We start from the raw sequence: 20057 nt of genomic DNA on the forward strand, positions 1-20057 counted from the left end.
AGTTTACGATTCAGGCTGCAAACATGCGTCAGGGGGTGTAAAACAACGTAAAGTCATGGATTCGCTGGCTCTGATGACGTAATTTCTGCCTCGGAGGGATGAAAATATGAATAAAATTTTATTAGTTGATGATGACCGCGAGCTGACTTCCTTGCTCAAGGAACTTCTTGATATGGAAGGCTTTAACGTCCTTGTTGCCCACGATGGCGAACAGGCGTTATCGCTGATTGACGACAGCATCGACCTACTTTTACTCGACGTGATGATGCCGAAGAAAAACGGTATCGACACGCTGAAAGAATTGCGACAAACACACCAGACTCCCGTCATTATGTTAACTGCTCGCGGAAGCGAGTTGGATCGCGTGCTGGGCCTTGAGCTGGGCGCGGATGACTATCTGCCTAAACCGTTTAACGATCGCGAACTGGTCGCGCGCATTCGCGCTATTTTGCGCCGTTCACACTGGAGCGAACAGCAGCAAAGTAGCGATACCAGTTCACCAACCGTAGAAGTTGACGCGCTGAGCCTGAACCCAGGTCGTCAGGAAGCCAGCTTTGATGGTCAAACGCTCGAACTGACCGGTACTGAATTTACCCTGCTCTATCTGCTGGCGCAGCACCTGGGCCAGGTGGTTTCTCGTGAACACCTGAGTCAGGAAGTGCTGGGTAAACGCTTAACGCCGTTCGACCGCGCGATTGATATGCACATCTCTAACCTGCGACGGAAGTTGCCGGAGCGCAAAGACGGTCATCCGTGGTTTAAAACCCTGCGTGGTCGCGGCTATCTGATGGTCTCCGCTTCATGATAGGAAGTTTAACCGCTCGCATCTTCGCCATTTTCTGGTTAACGCTAGCGCTGGTGCTGATGCTGGTTTTGATGTTGCCAAAGCTCGACTCCCGTCAAATGACCGAGCTGCTCGATAGCGAGCAGCGTCAGGGCCTGATGATTGAGCAGCATGTTGAAGAAGAACTGGCCAACGATCCGCCCAACGATTTGATGTGGTGGCGTCGGCTGTTCCGCGCAATTGATAAGTGGGCACCGCCGGGCCAGCGTTTGTTGCTGGTGACTAGCGAAGGCCGCGTGATCGGCGCGGAACGCAACGAAATGCAGATCATTCGTAACTTTATCGGCCAGTCTGATAACTCCGATCATCCGCAGAAGAAGAAGTACGGCCGCGTTGAGTTGGTTGGGCCGTTCTCCATTCGTGACGGGGAAGATAACTACCAGTTATACCTGATCCGTCCGGCAAGCAGTTCACAGTCCGACTTTATCAACCTGCTGTTCGATCGGCCTTTACTGCTGCTTATCGTCACCATGCTGGTCAGCGCCCCGCTACTCTTGTGGCTGGCGTGGAGTCTGGCAAAACCGGCGCGTAAGCTGAAAAATGCCGCGGATGAAGTCGCTCAGGGCAACCTGCGTCAGCATCCTGAGCTTGAGGCCGGGCCGCAGGAGTTCCTGGCCGCCGGTGCCAGCTTTAACCAGATGGTGATGGCGCTTGAGCGCATGATGACGTCGCAACAGCGGCTGCTCTCCGACATCTCTCACGAACTGCGTACGCCGTTAACGCGTCTGCAGCTTGGCACGGCGCTGCTGCGTCGTCGCAGCGGCGAGAGTAAAGAGCTGGAGCGCATTGAAACCGAGGCACAGCGTCTGGACAGCATGATCAACGACATGCTGGTGATGTCGCGTAATCAGCAGAAAAGCGCGCTGGTCAGCGAAACCCTGAAAGCTAATCAGCTGTGGGGCGACGTGCTGGACAACGCCGCGTTTGAAGCAGAACAGATGGGCAAATCGTTCAGCGTCGATTATCCGCCGGGACCGTGGCCGCTTTACGGAAACCCGAACGCACTGGAAAGTGCGCTGGAGAATATCGTGCGCAACGCCCTGCGTTACTCGCACACCAAAATCGCCGTCAGTTTCTCGGTGGATAAGGATGGCGTTACCGTTCACGTGGACGACGACGGCCCAGGCGTAAGCCCGGAAGACCGCGAGCAGATTTTCCGTCCGTTCTATCGTACCGATGAGGCGCGTGACCGTGAATCTGGCGGGACGGGGCTGGGGCTGGCGATTGTAGAAAGCGCCATGCAGCAGCACCGCGGCTGGGTGAAGGCCGACGACAGCCCACTCGGCGGGTTGCGGCTCACGCTGTGGCTACCGCTTTATAAGCGAACCTAAAAACCATCGGCCTGCTTATGCAGGCCGATTTTTTTGTATCGTCTAGCCCCACAATCTTCTGCTGTTATCTTCAATCTTGCCGCTCAGGCGACGCTTCTGCATGGTTCTGCTCCAGCTCACCGACAGCCCCGCCGCGCTCAGCAGGCGGTGATACTGGTCGTCATCAAACGGCATATGCCAGGCAATCGCGGCGGCGTCATACACCGAAACATCGCTCAGACGCGATACCAGTTCCAGCGGAGCATCAGTAGAGACCTTACCCGGCGCAATCACCCGGTACAGCCAACCGACCTTGCCGCTGTTTTGCATCAACGATGCCATATCGCTGATAGCAAAGTGGAAATTGAGCTTAAAGCACGGAGAACGTGGCTGGGTAACCTGGATCAACGTCTCACCCCAGCGGTAAATATCACCGATAAAAACGTTATGCTCGGTCATACCTTCCGTCGACAGGTTTTCACCAAACGCCGGGGCGCAAAACAGGGCGGCCTGCTCGGGGAAGTCACGAATCAGGTCGACGTAATGTTCACGGGGAAACTGACACAGCGCGCGGTCGGGGCCGCCGTGGATTTTTTTCTCAGCCTGTTCATCACCCAACAGTCCCAGCTCGGTGAGTTCCAGTTCGCCATCCATCTGGACCTTCGCGATGGCGCTCGGGCGGCTGCCGTCATAGTCGCGGATTTTGCCAATAAACACATCAACCGGAAAATGCATCTGCTGCTCCTTAGGCGGATACAAAAAAAGCGAGTCATCAGACTCGCTTCTACAGACCGGCAATGCAAATTATTTTTTAGCGGCGAAACGCGCTGCTGCTTCGTCCCAGTTCACCACGTTCCAGAACTCTTTGATGTAGTCCGGGCGGCGGTTCTGGAATTTCAGGTAGTAAGCGTGTTCCCAAACGTCCAGGCCCACGATTGGGAAACCGGAAGCGCCGGAAACGGCTTCGCCCATCAGCGGGGAGTCCTGGTTTGCGGTAGAAACCACAGCCAGTTTGTCGCCTTTCAGCACCAGCCACGCCCAGCCAGAGCCGAAGCGAGTTGCTGCTGCTTTTTCAAATTCAGCTTTGAAGTTATCAACGGAACCGAAATCACGCTCGATAGCCGCTTTCAGGTCACCCTGCAGGGTGGTGCCTTTTTTCAGGCCTTTCCAGAAGAAGCTGTGGTTAGCGTGGCCGCCCGCGTTGTTACGCAGAACGGTTTTCTTGTCAGCCGGCAGTTGGTCCAGTTTCGCGATCAGCTCTTCAGCAGACAGCGCAGCGAATTCCGGCAGGCTTTCCAGCGCTGCGTTAGCGTTGTTGACGTAGGCCTGGTGGTGTTTGCTGTGATGGATTTCCATCGTCTGTTTGTCGAAGTGCGGTTCCAGGGCATCGTACGCATAAGGCAGTGATGGCAGGGTATAGCTCATAATCATCTCCATTATTGTCGGGCGGCAAACCTGTAAACGCCGCGTAATCAGTTGGTTCATTATAGTTAATTAAATGATATTGAAAATGATTATCAATGCCGTAGTTTTTATAAGGTTATAACATTTTGTTATGTTCCTGAAATTATGCGTGCTTTACGTTAGTCGTATTGATGAATTCCGAAAATTTCACACTTTGACATAACCATATACAAATACGTTTTTTTTGCCACCCGACGCCAGAGGCTGGCAATAATCACAAGGTCTTTGCATGGCGTAACGCGTAATTTCGCCTCGAAACTATCAAACGTTGAGGGCTATATGAAATTACTACGGACAGTCAAAATACTTCTGCTGTGCTGCCTTTCGCTCCCTGCATTTTCGCATGCTGAGACGGTACTGCGTCTCGCCTATGCCGAAAACAGCCAGCCGGTGAAAGATGCGCTGCGCTTCCTGGGCAACCAAATAGAAGAGAAGACCCAAGGCGATATCAAAGTGATGTACTTTCCAGATGGCCAGTTGGGCGGCGAGCGCGAGCTGGTCGAGCTGACTCAGGTTGGCGTTGTGGATATCACCAAAGTGTCATCCGGCCTAATGGAAAGTTTTTCCCCGATGTACGGAGTTTTCTCTCTTCCCTACCTCTTCGCCGATCGTAATGAATACTACAAAGTAATGGATAATCCCGACGTAATGATGCCGGTTTATCAATCCACTCAAGCTCAGGGCTTCGTCGGCGTTGGCTGGTATGACTCCGGCGCGCGTAACTTCTATATGAGCAAAGGGCCCGTACGCAGCATTAACGATCTGAAAGGGAAAAAGATCCGCGTGATGCAGAGCGACACAGCCATTCGCACGCTTAAGCTGCTGGGAGCCTCCCCCATCGCCATGAGTCAGGCGGAGGTCTATACCTCACTACAGCAAGGCATTCTGGACGGCGCTGAAAACAACGAGTTCGCACTGACTATCGCCCGCCATGGCGAGGTGGCTCGCTTTTACACCTACGACATGCACACCCGTATCCCTGACATCCTGCTGATGAGCTCATTAACGCTAGAAAAACTGTCTCCCGAACAACAACGCATCGTCAACGAGGCAATTCTGGCCTCGATTGAATATGAAAAATCGGCGTGGGATGCCGAAATCGAAAAAACCAAACAGCAGGCGGTTAAGGACTTTAACGTCGAATTTTTCGATATCGATATCAAACCCTTCCAGCAGGCCGTGCAACCCATTTATGCCGACCTGGGAAGCAGACCAGAGCTGGATACGCTCTATCAGAAAATTCAGGCCGCAAAGAACTGATAAATAAGGATTTAAAATGGAAATAATCAGAAAAGGACTAGATAGACTACTGGAAATCCTCTGCTGCCTGGTTCTGGCGGTGATGGTTGCCGTATCGTGCTGGCAGGTCATTAGCCGTTATATCGTCGGCCAGCCCAGTACCATTACCGAAGAACTGCTACGCTTCTCCCTGGTCTGGATCTCAATGCTAGGCATGGCCTATGTTGCAGGTAAGCAACAACATATCAGCCTGACCATTTTGATCGATAAGGTCTCTGAGAAAGTGCGCCTTATCTGGATGATTATCCTGCAACTGACCTTTATGGCCTTCTCCACGTGGATTTTAATTATCGGCGGTCTGAAAATCTCCGCAATTTCAATGCTGCAAATATCTCCCGCGCTGGGCATTCCAATGGGTCACGTTTACTACGCGCTGCCGATTGCCGGCGCGTTAATCATTATCTACAGCGTGCTAAATATCATTGATTCACTGCACGCTCTGCCCCGCTCTTCCTCGCAGCACGTGGAGAAATAACATGATTGATCCGATTACCGCTTCGTTAACGCTGATTAGCGTATTTATCGTTCTGCTGGCTATGGGAGCGCCGATTGGTATCTGTATCGTTATCGCCTCTTGCAGCACAATGATGTTGGTGCTTCCGTTTGATATCTCCATGTTCGCTACTGCGCAGAAAATGTTCTCCAGCCTCGATAGCTTCGCGCTGCTGGCTGTGCCGTTCTTCGTGCTCTCTGGGGTGATCATGAACAGCGGCGGTATTGCTGCCAGACTGGTTAACTTCGCCAAGCTGTTTACCGGCCGTCTACCAGGTTCGCTCTCCTACACCAATATTGTTGGCAATATGATGTTCGGCGCTATCTCCGGTTCCGCCATCGCAGCATCGACATCAATTGGTGGCGTACTGGTGCCGATGAGCGCCAAAGAGGGCTATAACCGTAACTTCGCTGCGGCAGTCAATATCGCCTCTGCGCCGACCGGCATGCTGATTCCGCCAACTACCGCGTTTATCCTCTACGCCTTAGCCAGTGGCGGCACCTCGATTGCAGCGCTGTTCGCTGGCGGCCTGGTCGCTGGCATGCTATGGGGTATTGCCTGTATGGCAGTCACCTGGGTCGTGGCGAAACGCAATAACTACCGCGTCTTTTTCGCTGTACAGAAAGGGATGGCGCTGAAGGTCACCCTGGAGGCGGTACCTAGCTTGTTACTGATCGTCATCATCGTCGGCGGTATTGTGCAGGGTATCTTTACGGCGATTGAAGCCTCGGCAATTGCAGTGGTCTACACCTTATTCCTAACCTTAGTGTGTTATAAGACTCTGAAGCTCAAGGATATGCCGTCGGTATTTATTCAAACAGTAGTAATGACCGGGGTGATCATGTTCCTGCTGGCGACCTCCTCGGCAATGTCGTTCTCCATGTCAATTACCAATATTCCGTCCGCATTAAGCGAGATGATCCTTGGGTTATCTGAAAGCAAGACATTGATTTTACTTGCAATAACACTCTTTCTCTTGGTGATCGGCGCATTTATGGATATTGGCCCGGCAATTCTTATTTTCACCCCAATTCTGCTACCGATTATGATCAAGCTGGGTATCGATCCGGTTCACTTCGGCATCATCATGATCTACAACCTGGCAATTGGCACCATTACACCACCAGTCGGCAGCGGTTTGTACGTGGGGGCAAGCGTGGGTAAAGTGAAAGTGGAGGAGGTGTTGAAACCGCTGATGCCGTTTTATATCGCGATCATCACCGTGCTGCTACTGGTTACCTATCTGCCGGAACTGACGCTGTTCCTGCCGCGTTTACTCGGCGTGATGTAACACGCAGGGATCTCCCGGCCAAGCATAGCGACGCCGGGATGGATAAAATTATATTGCCTGATAAAAAAACGGCTACCCTATGGATAGCCGTAAAAAAGCAAAGGAAAACAGCGGATAAAATAATTAGAAGGTATAACCAACGCCCACGCGGAAACGAGTTTGACGTTCATCACTGGTGCTGCGGACGGAAACGTTACCCACTTCCACAAATGGCGACCATTGACCAATCATATAAGCCGTTCTGAAATTATATTCATAGTTATCTTTACCATTATCAAACAGATTATACTTATCGGCTTTCTTATAAATTCCTTCCAGCGTCCAGTCAAAATTACCCCATTTATAACCCGCCCAGGCATCAACACGATTAGTCGTATCATCTTCGCGACTATCAGAAGAACGGCGAACATATTCAAAGCGATAACGAGCGCCCACCCACCAGCTTTCATTTAATATCCAGGTCGCACGTAAATAAGGTTTGTAGTTTGAATACCCATTTCCTGTTTCCAGAACAAAGCCCGGCTGCCAAGCCACACTGCCCGTTTTAAACTGATAACTTACAGTATATTCATTACCCTGTGCTTCCATATCATTAAAAGGGCGATCGGTATCATCACCACCGGATTTTGAGATAGCTTCGATAGCAAAACCAAAGCCGTTTGCAAAACGATGCGAGATATAGGCACGGTCATAATTTGCCTTACTATCATCAAGATACTCATGGCGAACATCAACATAAACCGCGTGAGCGCTGGTTGCAACCAGAGGTAATAAAAGAAGAAGCGCTTTTTTCATATAATAATATCCCTATTAAATAGATTTTAATATGTACCAATAGCACAGACACTAACGTTAATGTCCTTGAAAAATCAATTCAATAGAGTTCAATATTTTTATTTAAAAATGAGCCAGCATTCAAATATACGAATAAAATAAATGAAAAATATATTCATGACATGAAATAAAACATTAAAAAATAGTCGACTTTATAATATTTAAAAACCTGCTTGATTGGTAAACACATGAATTCAATAGTTATTTTTACATTATTTAAAAAACAAATTGAAAAAACATTGCCATTTTCAACACTAATATATAGTTAATAAGTCTTATTTTTTGAAAGGCAACAGGAGATCTTTGTTTGAATGCCAGATTAAGCTACACCCTGGCACTAACAATAAGGAAAAAATAACGATGCTATGATAGCTGATTTACTCAAGGATGCGGAATAAAGAATATCGTTCATGCCCCACAAGAAAATCAAAAAATAAGCTATTATTGCGTTTTAACGCGATCACGCTGAAATAGCGCCACGCATTCAAGCACCAGAATATTATGCCGGAAGCCGACTCCGTTGCCGCCACTGCCCTGGCGTCATCCCAATTTCGCGGTTAAAGACCACCGAAAAGTAGTTACTATCCTCGAAGCCGCAGCGCATCGCCACTTCGCCAATTAGCAGTTCGGTGTGCTGAAGCAGATATTGCGCGTGGCAAATCCGCAGTTGCCGCAGGTAGTGGTTAACGGTCATGCCGGTCTGGCTGCGGAACTGCTGGCGCAGGGTGCGCTCGCTACAGCCCTGCTGCTCGCAGAAAGTATCAAGCATGAAAGGGCGGTTCAGGCTACCCGCCAGCACGGTCAGCAGCTTATCGAGCAGTGCTTCGCTTTGCGTGGCCGCCTGATTATCGGTGGCATAGCGGTAGCGCTTAAGACAGACCACCAGCTGGGCAAAGAGCAGTTCGGACATTTCATTGGCTAGCGCGTCGTCTTTGCGGCTCTCCTGTTCCAGCTGAGTCATTATCTGCCGTGCCTGCGTCATACCGGTGCTGCCTATGCGCCAATGCGGCGCCCAGTGGGAACCGTGCAGCCCGGGAATATGGGCCACCCAATCAAGATTGAGCTTTAAGCGCTCGGGGCAGTAGATAATATTCTGTAAAACCAGATCGTTAACCGAGGCGTAGGAGTGTTTGTCTTCCGCGCGAATATAAAACAGATCGCCGCGGGTGATGCGATAAGGACGGTCGTTGAGGATGTGTAAGCCGTTGCCGCGCCAGACCAACACCAGCTCGTTAAATTCGTGGGTATGCTCAGCAAAAACGTTTTGCGGGTAGCGGTCAGCCACCGCCACGGCTTGCGCCGGATTGGCAAAAAAATCTGCTTTTCGAAGAATTAACTGGCCTGGCACGCTGGCACCTCACGACTAACAACTCTCTATTATTAGCCGTTTCGAGGCAAAAAACGGTGATTCCCTTCGCGTTACTGAAGCAGGGTATCCCGTCCCTGGCGAATATCTCGCGGCGACCAGTTGAATTCACGGCGAAAAAGGGTCGAAAAGTGGTTACTGTCGCCAAAACCGCAGCGATAGGCGATATCGGTAACGCTCTCATCGCTGTGGCGCAGCAGATGGCGGGCTTTAATCAGGCGCAGGCGGTTGAGATAGCGCTGCGGCGTCAGGCCGGTACAGTGCTTCAGCTGGCGGTGAAGCGTGCGCAGAGACAGCGAGAATCGGTCCGCGACCCCTTCCCAGCACACTTCTTCGGCGAAATGCTCCTCCAGCCATGCCATCAGTTGATTCAGACGAGCGTCGTTATCCATCGCCCCCTGTTCCTGGCTGCCTTTACGCAGCAGCACCAACAGCTGCATAAACAGAATTTCGCGGTTCGCCAGCGACATCATATCGGTGCTGTCATTCGCCTCTTCCATCTGTCCGACAATCGTTCTCACCTGCTGCAAGGTGCTCTGGTTTACGCGCCAATGGGAAGGATAGTGACCATCCTGCTCCTGCGGCAGCAGCTTATTAAGACCTGACAAGAACTGGAAAGCATCCGGCGCACGGTACAGCACGTTGGTCAGACACAGGTTTTCCGTGTGCTCATAGAGGTGCCGGTCGAAGTCACGGACGAAGCAAACCGTGCCGCCGCAAATGGTATGCGGCTGACCATTGAACACGTGAATACCAGTGCCATGTTCAACGATAACAATCTCATTAAAATCATGATGATGTTCAGGAAATGCCGCCTGAGGAAGTCGAGGTTCAATCGCCACGGGCAGCTTACCTGAAGAGAAGAAATCCACGCTGTGTAGTACGGTCATCGCGACCCCCGACAAATGAGAAATGTTATCAGGATAGTAATATCGGATGAGGGATCTGACCTTGACGTTTTGACAGCAAACCGCGCAAAGCCGGTCGTTTTTTCAAGAAACAGCCGGAAAGATCGGGAAATGCGGTCAGCATCACACCCCCTCATCGGCTGAATTTGTGAACTCTCTCACGTTCATCTTTGCTTTCTTGCCAGCGCCGAATTTCGCCTGTCAGTAACGAGAAGGTTGTGGCATTGCGCTTTTTCTAGACTGAGCAGCAATGACTCATAGAAGGACTCTTGCCATGACTTTTCGCCATTGTGTGGCCGTCGATTTAGGCGCCTCCAGCGGACGCGTAATGCTGGCTCGCTTTGATAGCGCGCAGCGTTCGCTTTCACTGCGCGAAATCCACCGCTTCGTCAATAACCTGCATAAGCGCGATGGTTTTGACACCTGGGATATCGACGCGCTGGAAGCCGAAATCCGTATCGGCCTCAACAAAGTGTGCGACGAAGGCATTCTGATCGACAGCATCGGCATCGATACCTGGGGCGTGGACTACGTCCTGCTGGACCAGCACGGCCAGCGCGTCGGCCTGCCGGTGGCCTACCGCGATAGCCGCACCGACGGCGTGATGGCGATGGCGATGGAACAGCTGGGTAAAGACGAGATCTACCGTCGCAGCGGCATTCAGTTCCTGCCGTTCAATACGCTTTATCAGCTACGCGCGCTGGTTGAACAGCAGCCGGAGCTGGTGAGCGAGGCCGCACATGCCCTGCTGATCCCGGATTACCTCAGCTTCCGCCTGACCGGCAAGATGAACTGGGAATACACCAACGCCACCACCACGCAGCTAGTCAATATCGATAGCGATAACTGGGATGAAGACCTGCTGAACTGGACCGGCGCACCGTCGTCCTGGTTTGGCACGCCGACGCATCCCGGCAACGTGATCGGCCACTGGGTCTGCCCGCAGGGCAATGCTATCCCGGTGGTTGCCGTTGCCAGCCACGACACCGCCAGCGCCGTCATCGCTTCGCCGCTGGCTGACCGCGATGCCGCCTACCTCTCTTCCGGCACCTGGTCGCTGATGGGCTTTGAGAGCAAAACGCCGTACACCAGCGAGCAGGCGCAACGCGCCAACATCACCAACGAAGGCGGCGCGGAAGGGCGCTACCGGGTGCTGAAAAATATCATGGGCCTGTGGCTGCTGCAGCGGGTGCTGAAAGAGCAGAACATTGCCAGCCTCCCCGATCTGATTGCCGGGGCAGAGAAGCTACCGGCCTGCCGCTACCTGATTAACCCGAATGATGATCGCTTCATCAACCCGGAAAATATGAGTGCCGAGATTCAGGCGGCCTGCCGCGAAGCCGCGCAACCCATTCCCCATACCCCTGCCGAGTTGGCGCGCTGCATCTTCGACAGCCTGGCGCTGCTGTACGCCGACGTGCTCAACGAGCTGGCGCAGCTGCGCGGTAAACCGTTCAGCCAGCTGCATATCGTTGGCGGCGGTTGTCAGAACCAGATGCTGAACCAGCAGTGCGCCGATGCCTGCGGCATCACCGTGGTCGCTGGCCCGATTGAGGCCTCAACCCTCGGCAACATCGGCATCCAATTAATGACGCTGGACGAACTCACCAACGTCGACGATTTCCGCAAGGTGGTGACCGGCAACTACGGTCTCACCACGTTTACCCCGAATTCAGACCATGAAATTGCCCGCTACGTTGCGCAGTTTCAGCAACAACGACAGACAAAGGAGCTTTGCGCATGACCACTCAACTTGAACAAGCCTGGGAACTCGCGAAACAGCGCTATTCCGCTGTGGGTATCGATGTCGAAGAGGCGTTACGCCAGCTGGACCGCTTACCCGTATCCATGCACTGCTGGCAGGGCGATGACGTCGCGGGTTTTGAAAATCCAGAAGGCAGTTTGACGGGTGGCATTCAGGCAACCGGTAACTATCCGGGCAAAGCGCGTAACGCCACCGAGCTGCGCGCCGACCTGGAGCAGGCGCTGAGCCTTATCCCAGGGCCAAAACGTCTGAACCTGCACGCTATCTATCTGGAGTCTGACACCCCGGTGGCGCGCGACGAGATCAAACCTGAGCACTTCAAAAACTGGGTTGAGTGGGCGAAAAAACACAAGCTGGGCCTCGATTTTAACCCGTCCTGCTTCTCACATCCGCTCAGCGCCGACGGCTTTACGCTGTCTCACGCCGACCCGAAAATTCGCCAGTTCTGGATTGACCACTGCAAGGCCAGCCGCCGCGTTTCCGCCTACTTTGGCGAGCAGTTGGGTACGCCTTCAGTAATGAACATCTGGATCCCGGACGGCATGAAAGACGTGACCGTTGACCGTTTAGCACCGCGCCAGCGTCTGGCCGCCGCGCTGGATGAAGTCATCAGTGAAAAACTGGACCCGGCGCATCACATCGATGCCGTTGAGAGCAAGCTGTTCGGCATTGGTGCTGAGAGCTACACCGTCGGCTCCAACGAGTTCTATATGGGCTACGCCACCAGCCGCCAGACCGCACTGTGCCTGGATGCCGGTCACTTCCACCCAACGGAAGTTATCTCCGACAAAATCTCCGCCGCCATGCTGTACGTGCCGCGCCTGCTGCTGCACGTGAGCCGACCGGTACGTTGGGACAGCGACCACGTGGTGCTGCTGGACGACGAAACCCAGGCCATCGCGAGCGAAATCATCCGCCACGACCTGTTTGACCGCGTGCACATCGGCCTCGATTTCTTCGACGCCTCCATCAACCGCATCGCGGCATGGGTTATCGGTACTCGCAACATGAAGAAAGCCCTGCTGCGCGCGCTGCTGGAACCAACCGAACAACTGCGCCAGTTGGAAGTTGACGGTGACTACACCGCGCGTCTGGCGCTGCTGGAAGAGCAGAAATGCCTGCCGTGGCAGGCGGTATGGGAAATGTATTGCCAGCGCAACGATACCCCTGCGGGCAGCCAGTGGCTGGAGAGCGTGCGCAGCTACGAGAAAGAGATTCTGAACAAGCGTGGGTGATTGACCCTCACCCCGACCCTCTCCCTGAAAGGGAGAGGGAGAAAACCGAACCGTTCCCTCGCCCCTTAGGGGAGAGGGCTAGGGTGAGGGGAAACACCTCACCGAGACAACAGGACAACAAGACTATGCAGACCATTACCGATTCCTGGTTCGTCCAGGGCATGATTAAAGCCACCTCTGACGCCTGGTTAAAAGGCTGGGACGAGCGCAACGGCGGCAACCTGACGCTGCGTCTGGACGATGCGGATATCGCGCCTTTCACCGCCGATTTCCACGCCAAACCGCGCTATATCGCCCTGAGCCAGCCGATGCCAATGCTGGCGAACACGCCGTTTATCGTCACCGGTTCCGGTAAATTCTTCCGCAACGTCCAGCTCGACCCAGCCGCCAACCTCGGCGTGGTGAAGGTCGATAGCGACGGTGCGGGCTACCATATTTTGTGGGGGCTGACTCACGAAGCCGTACCAACCTCCGAACTGCCAGCGCATTTCCTGTCACACTGCGAGCGTATCAAACTGACCGGTGGTAAAGACCGCGTCATCATGCACTGCCACGCGACTAACCTGATCGCGCTGACCTACGTACTGGAAAACGACACCGCGCTGATTACCCGCAAACTGTGGGAAGGCAGCACCGAGTGTCTGGTGGTCTTCCCGGATGGCGTCGGCATTCTGCCGTGGATGGTGCCGGGTACCGATGAAATCGGCCAGGCGACCGCCGTCGAAATGCAGAAGCACTCTCTGGTGCTGTGGCCGTTCCACGGCGTCTTCGGCAGCGGCCCAACGCTCGATGAAGCCTTTGGTCTGATCGATACCGCCGAAAAATCCGCAGAAGTGCTGGTGAAGGTGTACTCGATGGGTGGCATGAAGCAGACCATCACCCAGCAAGAACTGATTGCCCTCGGCCAGCGCTTTGGCGTCACCCCGATGGCCAGTGCATTAAATCTGTACAAGTAAGAACATCGCATAACCCCTGCGGGCAACGATCCGCAGGGGAAACTCTGTTACCTGCAAACCAACTAACTCAAAACCGTGGAGTACAAGCAATGAAAATAAAAGCAAGCTTCATCCTCACCGTTGCCGCCCTGGCGTTGTCCGGTTCCGCTTTAGCTGAAGTGAAAATTGCCCTTGTGGCGAAGTCATTAGGCAATGGCTTCTTCGAAGCCGCGAACGTTGGCGCACAGGAGGCGGCCAAAGAGTTAGGCGATGTAAAAGTCATTTATACCGGCCCGACCACCACCACGGCGGAAGCGCAGATCGAAGTGCTCAACGGGTTGATCGCCCAGGGCGTCGATGCGATCGCTATTTCCGCTAACGATCCCGATGCGGTAGTGCCGGTGCTGAAAAAAGCCATGCAGCGCGGCATTAAGGTCGTGTCATGGGATTCCGGCGTTGCCGCCGGTGGCCGTCAGATTCACCTGAATCCCTCGAACAACCAGCTGATTGGCGAAACCAACGTTAAGCTCGCCGCCGATGCGCTGAAAGCGCTGAACGTCGAGAAAGGCGACGTCGCCATTCTGAGCGCCACCCCTACCTCCACCAACCAGAACATCTGGATTGGCGAGATGAAAAAGGTGCTGCCGAACTATCCGTCCATCAACCTGGTGACCGTGGCCTACGGCGACGACCTGTCGGATAAGAGCTACCGCGAAGCGGTTGGGCTGCTGAAGTCTTACCCGGACCTGAAAGTGATTGTCTCCCCTTCCTCCGTCGGTATCGTCGCGGCGGCGCAGGCGGTGAAGGATCAGGGCAAAATTGGCAAGGTTTACGTCACCGGGCTGGGGCTGCCGTCAGAAATGGCTGGAGCAATTAAGTCTGGCGCGAGCAAAAGCTTCGCCATCTGGAACCCAATCGATCTGGGCTATGCCGCCACCTACCTCGCCGATGACCTGGTAAAAGGCACGGCAACCAAAACCGAAGCCAGCATGGGTAAACTGGGCAAAGTGAAGCTCGATGCTGACGGTAATGGCGCGATGTCCGAGCCGTTCGTCTACGATGCCAGCAATATTGATAAGTTCTCGAAGATTTTCTAATCCTTTGACCTTCACCCCGCCCCTCTCCCTAAATGGGAGAGGGAGAAAAGCAGGCGGCAGTGAGGGGAAATTCTCCGGAGAACTATCATGACCGCATCGACTCCGCTATTGCAGCTTAAGGGGATCACTAAGGTCTTCCCCGGCGTGCGCGCACTTGAAAACGTACAGCTCGATCTCTGGCCCGGCAAAGTCACCGCGTTAATCGGTGAAAACGGCGCGGGCAAATCCACATTGGTCAAAGTGATGACCGGCATCTATCAGCCCGAAGAGGGCGAGATTCTCTACAAAGCCATTCCAATTACCCTGCCCACGCCGGACTCCGCGCACCGGGTGGGGATCACCGCGATTCATCAGGAAACCGTCCTGTTCGATGAGCTCTCGGTCACCGAAAATATTTTTGTCGGCCAGTACCTCTATAAAGGCTGGCTGAAAAAGCTCGACTGGCCTGCCATGCACCAGAAAGCACGGGAAATACTCACCCGCCTCGACGTGCAGATTGACCCGCGCGCCACTTTAAAAACCCTTAGCATCGCCCAGCGCCACATGGTGGCCATTGCGCGCGCACTGTCGTTTGAGGCGCAGGTAGTGATCCTCGATGAACCCACCGCCGCCCTCTCCCAGCACGAGATTCTGGAGTTTTATCAAATCGTTGAGCGCTTGAAGCTGGAAGGCAAAGCCATCCTGTTTATCTCGCACAAGTTTGATGAGATTTTTGAGCTCGCCGATCACTACACCATTTTACGCGACGGCGTGTACGTGGGATCCGGCGCAATCAATGAGATAACCGAAGAGCGAATGGTCGCCATGATGGTGGGCCGTGCGATCACGCAAACCTACCCGAAAGTGGCGTGCGAAAAAGGCAATGTGGTGCTGGAGGTAAAAGACCTTTGTCACCCGACCGAATTTGCCCATATCGACTTCACCCTGCGCAAAGGCGAGATCCTCGGCTTCTATGGCCTGGTCGGCGCCGGGCGCACCGAGCTAATGCAGGCGCTCTCCGGCGTAACGCATCCCTCCTCCGGCGAGATTGTCCTCAACGGCAAGGCAGTGCATTTTCGCCAGCCGGCCGATGCCATCAACGCCGGGATCGTCTGCGTGCCGGAAGAGCGGCAGAAACAGGGGGCGATTATTGAACTGCCGATTGCCCAGAACATCAGCCTGCCGCAGCTTAGCAAACTCAACCCACGCGGTGTGCTCAACGACGCCCGCGAATGGCAGCTGGCCGACGAATACGCGCGCCGCCTGCAGGTGAAAGCCTTTAGCTGGCGGCAGCCGGTGGAGACACTCTCCGGCGGTAACCAGCAGAAGGTGGTGATCGGCAAATGGCTGGCGACCCACCCGGACGTGATCATTCTTGATGAACCCACCAAAGGTATCGATATCGGCTCAAAAGCCGCGGTGCACCAGTTTATGTCCGAGCTGGTTGCTCAGGGGCTGGCGGTGATTATGGTCTCATCAGAGCTGCCGGAAGTGATGGGTATGGCCGACCGTATTATCGTAATGCATGAAGGGCTGATGGTCGCGGAATATCAGGCCGGTGAAGCCACCGCAGAAACCATCGTCAGCGCCGCCAGCGGCGCCGGGAAGGAGGCAGCATAAATGTGGCAATCCTTATTTAAACACCGCGAAGCGCTGCTCGCCGCAGTGATCATTTTGATGATCGGTGCCATCGGCAGCCGCGTGCCGTCGTTCGTTTCGCCGGGCAACCTGGTGGAGATGTTCAACGATACTGCCATCTTAATTATCCTCGCGCTGGGGCAGATGATGGTGCTGCTGACCAAAGGCATCGACCTGTCGATGGCCGCCAATCTGGCGCTCACCGGGATGATCGTGGCGCTGCTTAACTTCCACTATCCAGCCGTGCCGGTCTGGGCGCTGCTGCTGCTGGCGACGGCGCTGGGGCTGGTAATGGGGATGATTAACGGCCTGCTGGTCTGGAAGCTCGGGATCCCGGCGATTGTGGTGACGCTTGGCACCATGAGCATCTACCGCGGCATTATCTTCCTGCTCTCTGACGGCGGCTGGGTTAACTCGCACCAGATGAGCCCCGATTTCCTCGGCCTGCCGCGCACCTCGCTGCTGGGCCTGCCGGTATTGAGCTGGTTTGCCGTCGCCGCGCTGCTGCTGGTCGGCTACTTCCTGCGCTTTAGCCGCACCGGGCGCGCGCTCTACACCGCCGGAGGTAACGCCACCGCCGCCTACTACACCGGGATCAACGCCGGAAAAATGCAGTTCGTCAGCTTCTGCCTCTCCGGCGCGCTGGCCGGGTTCTGCGGCTATTTGTGGATCTCGCGCTTTGCCGTGGCCTACGTCGACGTGGCGAACGGCTTTGAGCTACAGGTTGTCGCAGCCTGCGTCATCGGTGGTATCAGCACCATGGGCGGCACCGGACGCGTCGTCGGCTGCCTGTGCGGCGCGCTGTTCCTCGGCATCATCAACAACGCCCTGCCGGTGATCGGCATTTCGCCGTTCTGGCAGATGGCCATTTCCGGCGCGGTCATTGTGATTGCCGTCCTGCTGAACGAACGCGGCAATAAACGCAAAGGACGGCTGATCCTGCGCGATGCCGCGCTGGCCCGACAGAAACAGGCGGTGCGCTCATGAGAAAAATAATGATGCCGGACGAGATTAAAACCGAAGTCGCCGCACCGTCGTTCTTCCAGCGGCTGCTGTGCTGGGAAGGCTTTTTGCTGGCGGTAACGCTGCTGGTGTTTGTCGGCAACGCGCTGGCTTCACCCTACTTCCTCAACATCTGGAACCTGTCGGATGCCACCTTCAACTTCACCGAGAAGGCGATCATCGTGCTGCCGATGGCGATGCTGATTATCGCCCGGGAGATTGATCTGTCGGTGGCATCGACCATTGCCCTGAGTTCCACGCTGATGGGTTTCTGCGCCGCGGCGGGAGTCGATACGCCGCTGCTGGTCTGCGTTGGATTGGGAGTCGGCCTGCTGTGCGGGCTGTTTAATGGCCTGCTGGTGACCCGCTTTAACCTCTCGTCGATCGTTATCACCATCGGCACGATGAGCCTGTATCGCGGCATTACCTACATTCTGCTCGGCGACCAGGCGCTGAACAAATACCCGGAGAGCTTCGCCTGGTTCGGCCAGGGCTACGTATGGGGCGCGCTGTCGTTTGAGTTCGCGCTGTTCATCGTGCTCGCGGCAGCATTTGCCTTCCTGCTGCACAAAACCAACTTCGGTCGCCGCACCTATGCCATCGGCAATAACCCCACCGGCGCATGGTATTCGGGGATTAACGTCAAGCGTCACAACCTGCTGCTGTTCGCACTGGTAGGGTTGATGTCTGGCCTGGCGGCGGTACTGCTGACCTCGCGCCTCGGCAGTACTCGCCCAACGATTGCGATGGGCTGGGAGCTGGCGGTAGTCACCATGGCGGTGCTCGGCGGCGTCAACATTCTTGGCGGCTCCGGCAGCATGGTCGGCGTGATTATCGCGGCCTTCCTGATGGGGCTGGTGACCTTCGGGCTCAGCCTGCTCAACGTCCCCGGCATCGTGATGTCCATCATCATCGGCGCGATGCTGATTGTGGTGATTTCACTGCCGATTATCGCCCACCGGGTGATGCAGCGACGACGCATTTAAATTTTCCCCTCACCCCACTGGATGAGGGGAACCCAGGATTTCATAAGTTAGGTATTTAAGGAGAAACACCATGAGCTTTATGTTAGCACTGCCAAAAATCAGCCTGCACGGTGCAGGCGCCATTGGGGATATGGTCAACCTGGTTGCCGGTAAGCAATGGGGCAAAGCGCTGATCGTCACCGACGGCCAACTGGTGAAAATGGGCCTGCTGGATAGCCTGTTCGCCGCGTTGGACGCACATAAAATGTCTTATCACCTGTTCGACGAGGTTTTCCCGAACCCGACGGAAGAACTGGTGCAACAAGGCTACGCGGCCTATCAGGCTAATCAGTGTGACTACATTATTGCCTTCGGCGGCGGCAGCCCAATTGATACCGCGAAAGCGATTAAAATCCTGACCGCTAACCCGGCCCCATCCACCGCATACTCCGGTGTGGGCAAAGTGCTGAACGCTGGCGTGCATCTGGTGGCGATTAACACCACCGCCGGTACCGCCGCGGAGATGACCAGCAACGCGGTCATTATCGACACCGCGCGCCAGGTCAAAGAGGTGATTATCGACTCGAACATTATCCCGGATATCGCCGTGGACGATGCCAGCGTGATGCTCGATATTCCCGCTTCCGTCACCGCCGCCACCGGTATGGATGCGCTGACCCACGCGGTTGAAGCCTATGTTTCCGTCGGCGCACACCCGTTAACCGATGCCAACGCGCTCGAAGCCATTCGCCTTATCACCCTGTGGCTACCGAAAGCCGTGGACGATGGTCATAACCTGGAAGCCCGCGAGCAGATGGCATTTGGTCAATATCTGGCAGGCATGGCGTTTAACAGCGCCGGTCTGGGACTGGTACACGCGCTGGCGCACCAACCGGGGGCCACGCACAACCTGCCGCACGGCGTGTGCAACGCCATCCTGCTGCCAATCATCGAAAACTTTAACCGCCCGAACGCCGTGGCGCGCTTTGCCCGCGTGGCGCAGGCGATGGGCGTGGACACCCGCAGCATGAGCGACGAAGCGGCGAGCATGGAGGCAATCAACGCCATCCGCAAGCTGAGTGCGCGCGTAGGTATTCCAGAGGGGTTCAGCAAGCTCGGCGTGACCAAAGCCGATATCGAAGGCTGGCTGGATAAAGCGCTGGCCGACCCGTGTGCCCCTTGCAACCCGCGTACCGCCAGCCGCGATGAAGTGCGTGAGCTGTACCTGGAGGCGTTATGATCCGCAAAGCCTTTGTGATGCAGGTGAACGCCAACGCACACGAAGAGTACCAGCGCCGCCACAGCCCAATCTGGCCGGAGCTGGAAGCGGTGCTAAAAGCGCACGGCGCGCACCATTACGCGATTTATCTCGATAAAGAACGAAACCTGCTGTTCGCTACCGTGGAGATAGAGTCCGAAGAGCGCTGGAACGCGGTGGCGAACACCGACGTTTGCCAGCGTTGGTGGAAGCACATGACCGACGTGATGCCGTCTAACCCGGATAACAGCCCGGTTAGCGCCGAGTTGAAGGAAGTGTTTTACCTGGCGTAAACATTGCCTATCAGGCCTACAAAATCCAGATCGTAGCCCGGCCGAGCGAAGCGACGCCGGGATTTGGCTCCGAACCTCGCT

At 54.9% G+C, this 20057-nt stretch carries 19 protein-coding genes; 14 read left to right on the plus strand and 5 right to left on the minus strand.

Annotated elements, in window-relative coordinates; all coding sequences use genetic code 11:
• Window positions 1-106 precede the first annotated feature (106 nt).
• A complete protein-coding gene (cpxR, locus tag V6944_RS17860; protein ID WP_185668816.1) occupies window positions 107-805 on the plus strand; it encodes an envelope stress response regulator transcription factor CpxR in 699 nt (232 codons plus the stop codon).
• Window positions 802-2175, plus strand: a complete 1374-nt coding sequence (cpxA, locus tag V6944_RS17865) for an envelope stress sensor histidine kinase CpxA (RefSeq protein WP_185668817.1) — start codon at window positions 802-804, stop codon at window positions 2173-2175. The genes cpxR and cpxA overlap by 4 nt, the downstream gene beginning before the upstream one ends.
• Window positions 2176-2217: 42 nt before the next feature.
• Here cpxA and yiiM read toward each other — a convergent pair whose 3' ends face one another.
• Window positions 2218-2952: a 6-hydroxyaminopurine reductase gene (gene yiiM / locus V6944_RS17870; protein WP_333499930.1), complete on the minus strand. Its 735-nt coding sequence runs from the start codon at window positions 2950-2952 to the stop codon at window positions 2218-2220.
• Window positions 2953-2958: 6 nt separating this feature from the next.
• On the minus strand, window positions 2959-3579 hold the full coding sequence (gene sodA, locus V6944_RS17875) for a superoxide dismutase [Mn] (RefSeq protein WP_035892347.1): 621 nt from the start codon (window positions 3577-3579) through the stop codon (window positions 2959-2961).
• Between the two features lie 318 nt (window positions 3580-3897).
• Between sodA and V6944_RS17880 the strand changes: the two genes are divergently transcribed.
• The 3 genes from V6944_RS17880 to V6944_RS17890 are packed head-to-tail and all read left to right on the plus strand — an operon-like array spanning window position 3898 to window position 6701.
• Window positions 3898-4878, plus strand: coding sequence for a TRAP transporter substrate-binding protein (locus V6944_RS17880; protein ID WP_333499931.1), 981 nt, complete (start codon window positions 3898-3900; stop codon window positions 4876-4878).
• A gap of 16 nt (window positions 4879-4894) precedes the next feature.
• Complete coding sequence (locus V6944_RS17885; protein ID WP_333499932.1) at window positions 4895-5392, plus strand: TRAP transporter small permease; 498 nt, start codon at window positions 4895-4897, stop codon at window positions 5390-5392.
• Between the two features lies 1 nt (window position 5393).
• The gene (locus V6944_RS17890) at window positions 5394-6701 is read left to right on the plus strand and encodes a TRAP transporter large permease (protein WP_333499933.1); all 1308 of its coding nucleotides are present in this window, start codon (window positions 5394-5396) and stop codon (window positions 6699-6701) included.
• A gap of 123 nt (window positions 6702-6824) precedes the next feature.
• Here the strand turns inward: V6944_RS17890 and V6944_RS17895 are convergent, their stop codons facing one another.
• The 3 genes from V6944_RS17895 to rhaS (V6944_RS17905) form a co-directional block, all read right to left on the minus strand.
• Window positions 6825-7496: an oligogalacturonate-specific porin KdgM family protein gene (locus V6944_RS17895; protein ID WP_333499934.1), complete on the minus strand. Its 672-nt coding sequence runs from the start codon at window positions 7494-7496 to the stop codon at window positions 6825-6827.
• Between the two features lie 538 nt (window positions 7497-8034).
• Complete coding sequence (rhaR, locus tag V6944_RS17900) at window positions 8035-8883, minus strand: HTH-type transcriptional activator RhaR (RefSeq protein ID WP_333499935.1); 849 nt, start codon at window positions 8881-8883, stop codon at window positions 8035-8037.
• A 71-nt stretch (window positions 8884-8954) separates the two neighbouring features.
• On the minus strand, window positions 8955-9791 hold the full coding sequence (gene rhaS, locus V6944_RS17905; protein WP_333499936.1) for an HTH-type transcriptional activator RhaS: 837 nt from the start codon (window positions 9789-9791) through the stop codon (window positions 8955-8957).
• A 292-nt stretch (window positions 9792-10083) separates the two neighbouring features.
• On the opposite strand from rhaS (V6944_RS17905), the gene rhaB reads away from it, so the two are divergent.
• The 9 genes from rhaB to rhaM all read left to right on the plus strand — a co-directional run bounded on the left by rhaB (window position 10084) and on the right by rhaM (window position 19976).
• Complete coding sequence (gene rhaB / locus V6944_RS17910; protein WP_333499937.1) at window positions 10084-11553, plus strand: rhamnulokinase; 1470 nt, start codon at window positions 10084-10086, stop codon at window positions 11551-11553.
• Window positions 11550-12809 (plus strand): L-rhamnose isomerase, encoded by a 1260-nt coding sequence (rhaA, locus tag V6944_RS17915; RefSeq protein WP_333499938.1) that lies wholly within the window; start codon window positions 11550-11552, stop codon window positions 12807-12809. Before rhaB ends, rhaA begins: the two co-directional genes overlap by 4 nt.
• Before the next feature lie 125 nt (window positions 12810-12934).
• A complete protein-coding gene (rhaD, locus tag V6944_RS17920) occupies window positions 12935-13765 on the plus strand; it encodes a rhamnulose-1-phosphate aldolase (RefSeq protein WP_333012791.1) in 831 nt (276 codons plus the stop codon).
• An 89-nt stretch (window positions 13766-13854) separates the two neighbouring features.
• Window positions 13855-14841, plus strand: coding sequence for a rhamnose ABC transporter substrate-binding protein (gene rhaS / locus V6944_RS17925; protein ID WP_035892339.1), 987 nt, complete (start codon window positions 13855-13857; stop codon window positions 14839-14841).
• An 87-nt stretch (window positions 14842-14928) separates the two neighbouring features.
• Window positions 14929-16440 (plus strand): sugar ABC transporter ATP-binding protein, encoded by a 1512-nt coding sequence (locus V6944_RS17930; protein ID WP_333499939.1) that lies wholly within the window; start codon window positions 14929-14931, stop codon window positions 16438-16440.
• Window positions 16441-17445, plus strand: a complete 1005-nt coding sequence (locus tag V6944_RS17935) for an ABC transporter permease (protein ID WP_333499940.1) — start codon at window positions 16441-16443, stop codon at window positions 17443-17445.
• Window positions 17442-18446: an ABC transporter permease gene (locus V6944_RS17940; RefSeq protein WP_333499941.1), complete on the plus strand. Its 1005-nt coding sequence runs from the start codon at window positions 17442-17444 to the stop codon at window positions 18444-18446. The genes V6944_RS17935 and V6944_RS17940 overlap by 4 nt, the downstream gene beginning before the upstream one ends.
• 70 nt (window positions 18447-18516) lie before the next feature.
• Window positions 18517-19665, plus strand: a complete 1149-nt coding sequence (gene fucO / locus V6944_RS17945; RefSeq protein WP_333499942.1) for a lactaldehyde reductase — start codon at window positions 18517-18519, stop codon at window positions 19663-19665.
• Window positions 19662-19976, plus strand: coding sequence for an L-rhamnose mutarotase (gene rhaM, locus V6944_RS17950; protein WP_185668828.1), 315 nt, complete (start codon window positions 19662-19664; stop codon window positions 19974-19976). Before fucO ends, rhaM begins: the two co-directional genes overlap by 4 nt.
• Window positions 19977-20057 lie beyond the last annotated feature (81 nt).

The organism is Kluyvera sp. CHPC 1.2972 (genome assembly GCF_036759925.1).
GTDB lineage: Bacteria > Pseudomonadota > Gammaproteobacteria > Enterobacterales > Enterobacteriaceae > Kluyvera.

Bases quoted from the DNA above. Each gene is read 5' to 3' on its own strand.
- cpxR (WP_185668816.1), top strand. From the start codon at position 107: ATGAATAAAATTTTATTAGTTGATGATGACCGCGAGCTGACTTCCTTG.
- cpxA (WP_185668817.1), top strand. From the start codon at position 802: ATGATAGGAAGTTTAACCGCTCGCATCTTCGCCATTTTCTGGTTAACG.
- sodA (WP_035892347.1), bottom strand. From the start codon at position 3,579: ATGAGCTATACCCTGCCATCACTGCCTTATGCGTACGATGCCCTGGAA.
- V6944_RS17880 (WP_333499931.1), top strand. From the start codon at position 3,898: ATGAAATTACTACGGACAGTCAAAATACTTCTGCTGTGCTGCCTTTCG.
- V6944_RS17885 (WP_333499932.1), top strand. From the start codon at position 4,895: ATGGAAATAATCAGAAAAGGACTAGATAGACTACTGGAAATCCTCTGC.
- V6944_RS17890 (WP_333499933.1), top strand. From the start codon at position 5,394: ATGATTGATCCGATTACCGCTTCGTTAACGCTGATTAGCGTATTTATC.
- V6944_RS17895 (WP_333499934.1), bottom strand. From the start codon at position 7,496: ATGAAAAAAGCGCTTCTTCTTTTATTACCTCTGGTTGCAACCAGCGCT.
- rhaS (WP_333499936.1), bottom strand. From the start codon at position 9,791: ATGACCGTACTACACAGCGTGGATTTCTTCTCTTCAGGTAAGCTGCCC.
- rhaB (WP_333499937.1), top strand. From the start codon at position 10,084: ATGACTTTTCGCCATTGTGTGGCCGTCGATTTAGGCGCCTCCAGCGGA.
- rhaA (WP_333499938.1), top strand. From the start codon at position 11,550: ATGACCACTCAACTTGAACAAGCCTGGGAACTCGCGAAACAGCGCTAT.
- rhaD (WP_333012791.1), top strand. From the start codon at position 12,935: ATGCAGACCATTACCGATTCCTGGTTCGTCCAGGGCATGATTAAAGCC.
- rhaS (WP_035892339.1), top strand. From the start codon at position 13,855: ATGAAAATAAAAGCAAGCTTCATCCTCACCGTTGCCGCCCTGGCGTTG.
- V6944_RS17930 (WP_333499939.1), top strand. From the start codon at position 14,929: ATGACCGCATCGACTCCGCTATTGCAGCTTAAGGGGATCACTAAGGTC.
- V6944_RS17935 (WP_333499940.1), top strand. From the start codon at position 16,441: ATGTGGCAATCCTTATTTAAACACCGCGAAGCGCTGCTCGCCGCAGTG.
- V6944_RS17940 (WP_333499941.1), top strand. From the start codon at position 17,442: ATGAGAAAAATAATGATGCCGGACGAGATTAAAACCGAAGTCGCCGCA.
- fucO (WP_333499942.1), top strand. From the start codon at position 18,517: ATGAGCTTTATGTTAGCACTGCCAAAAATCAGCCTGCACGGTGCAGGC.
- rhaM (WP_185668828.1), top strand. From the start codon at position 19,662: ATGATCCGCAAAGCCTTTGTGATGCAGGTGAACGCCAACGCACACGAA.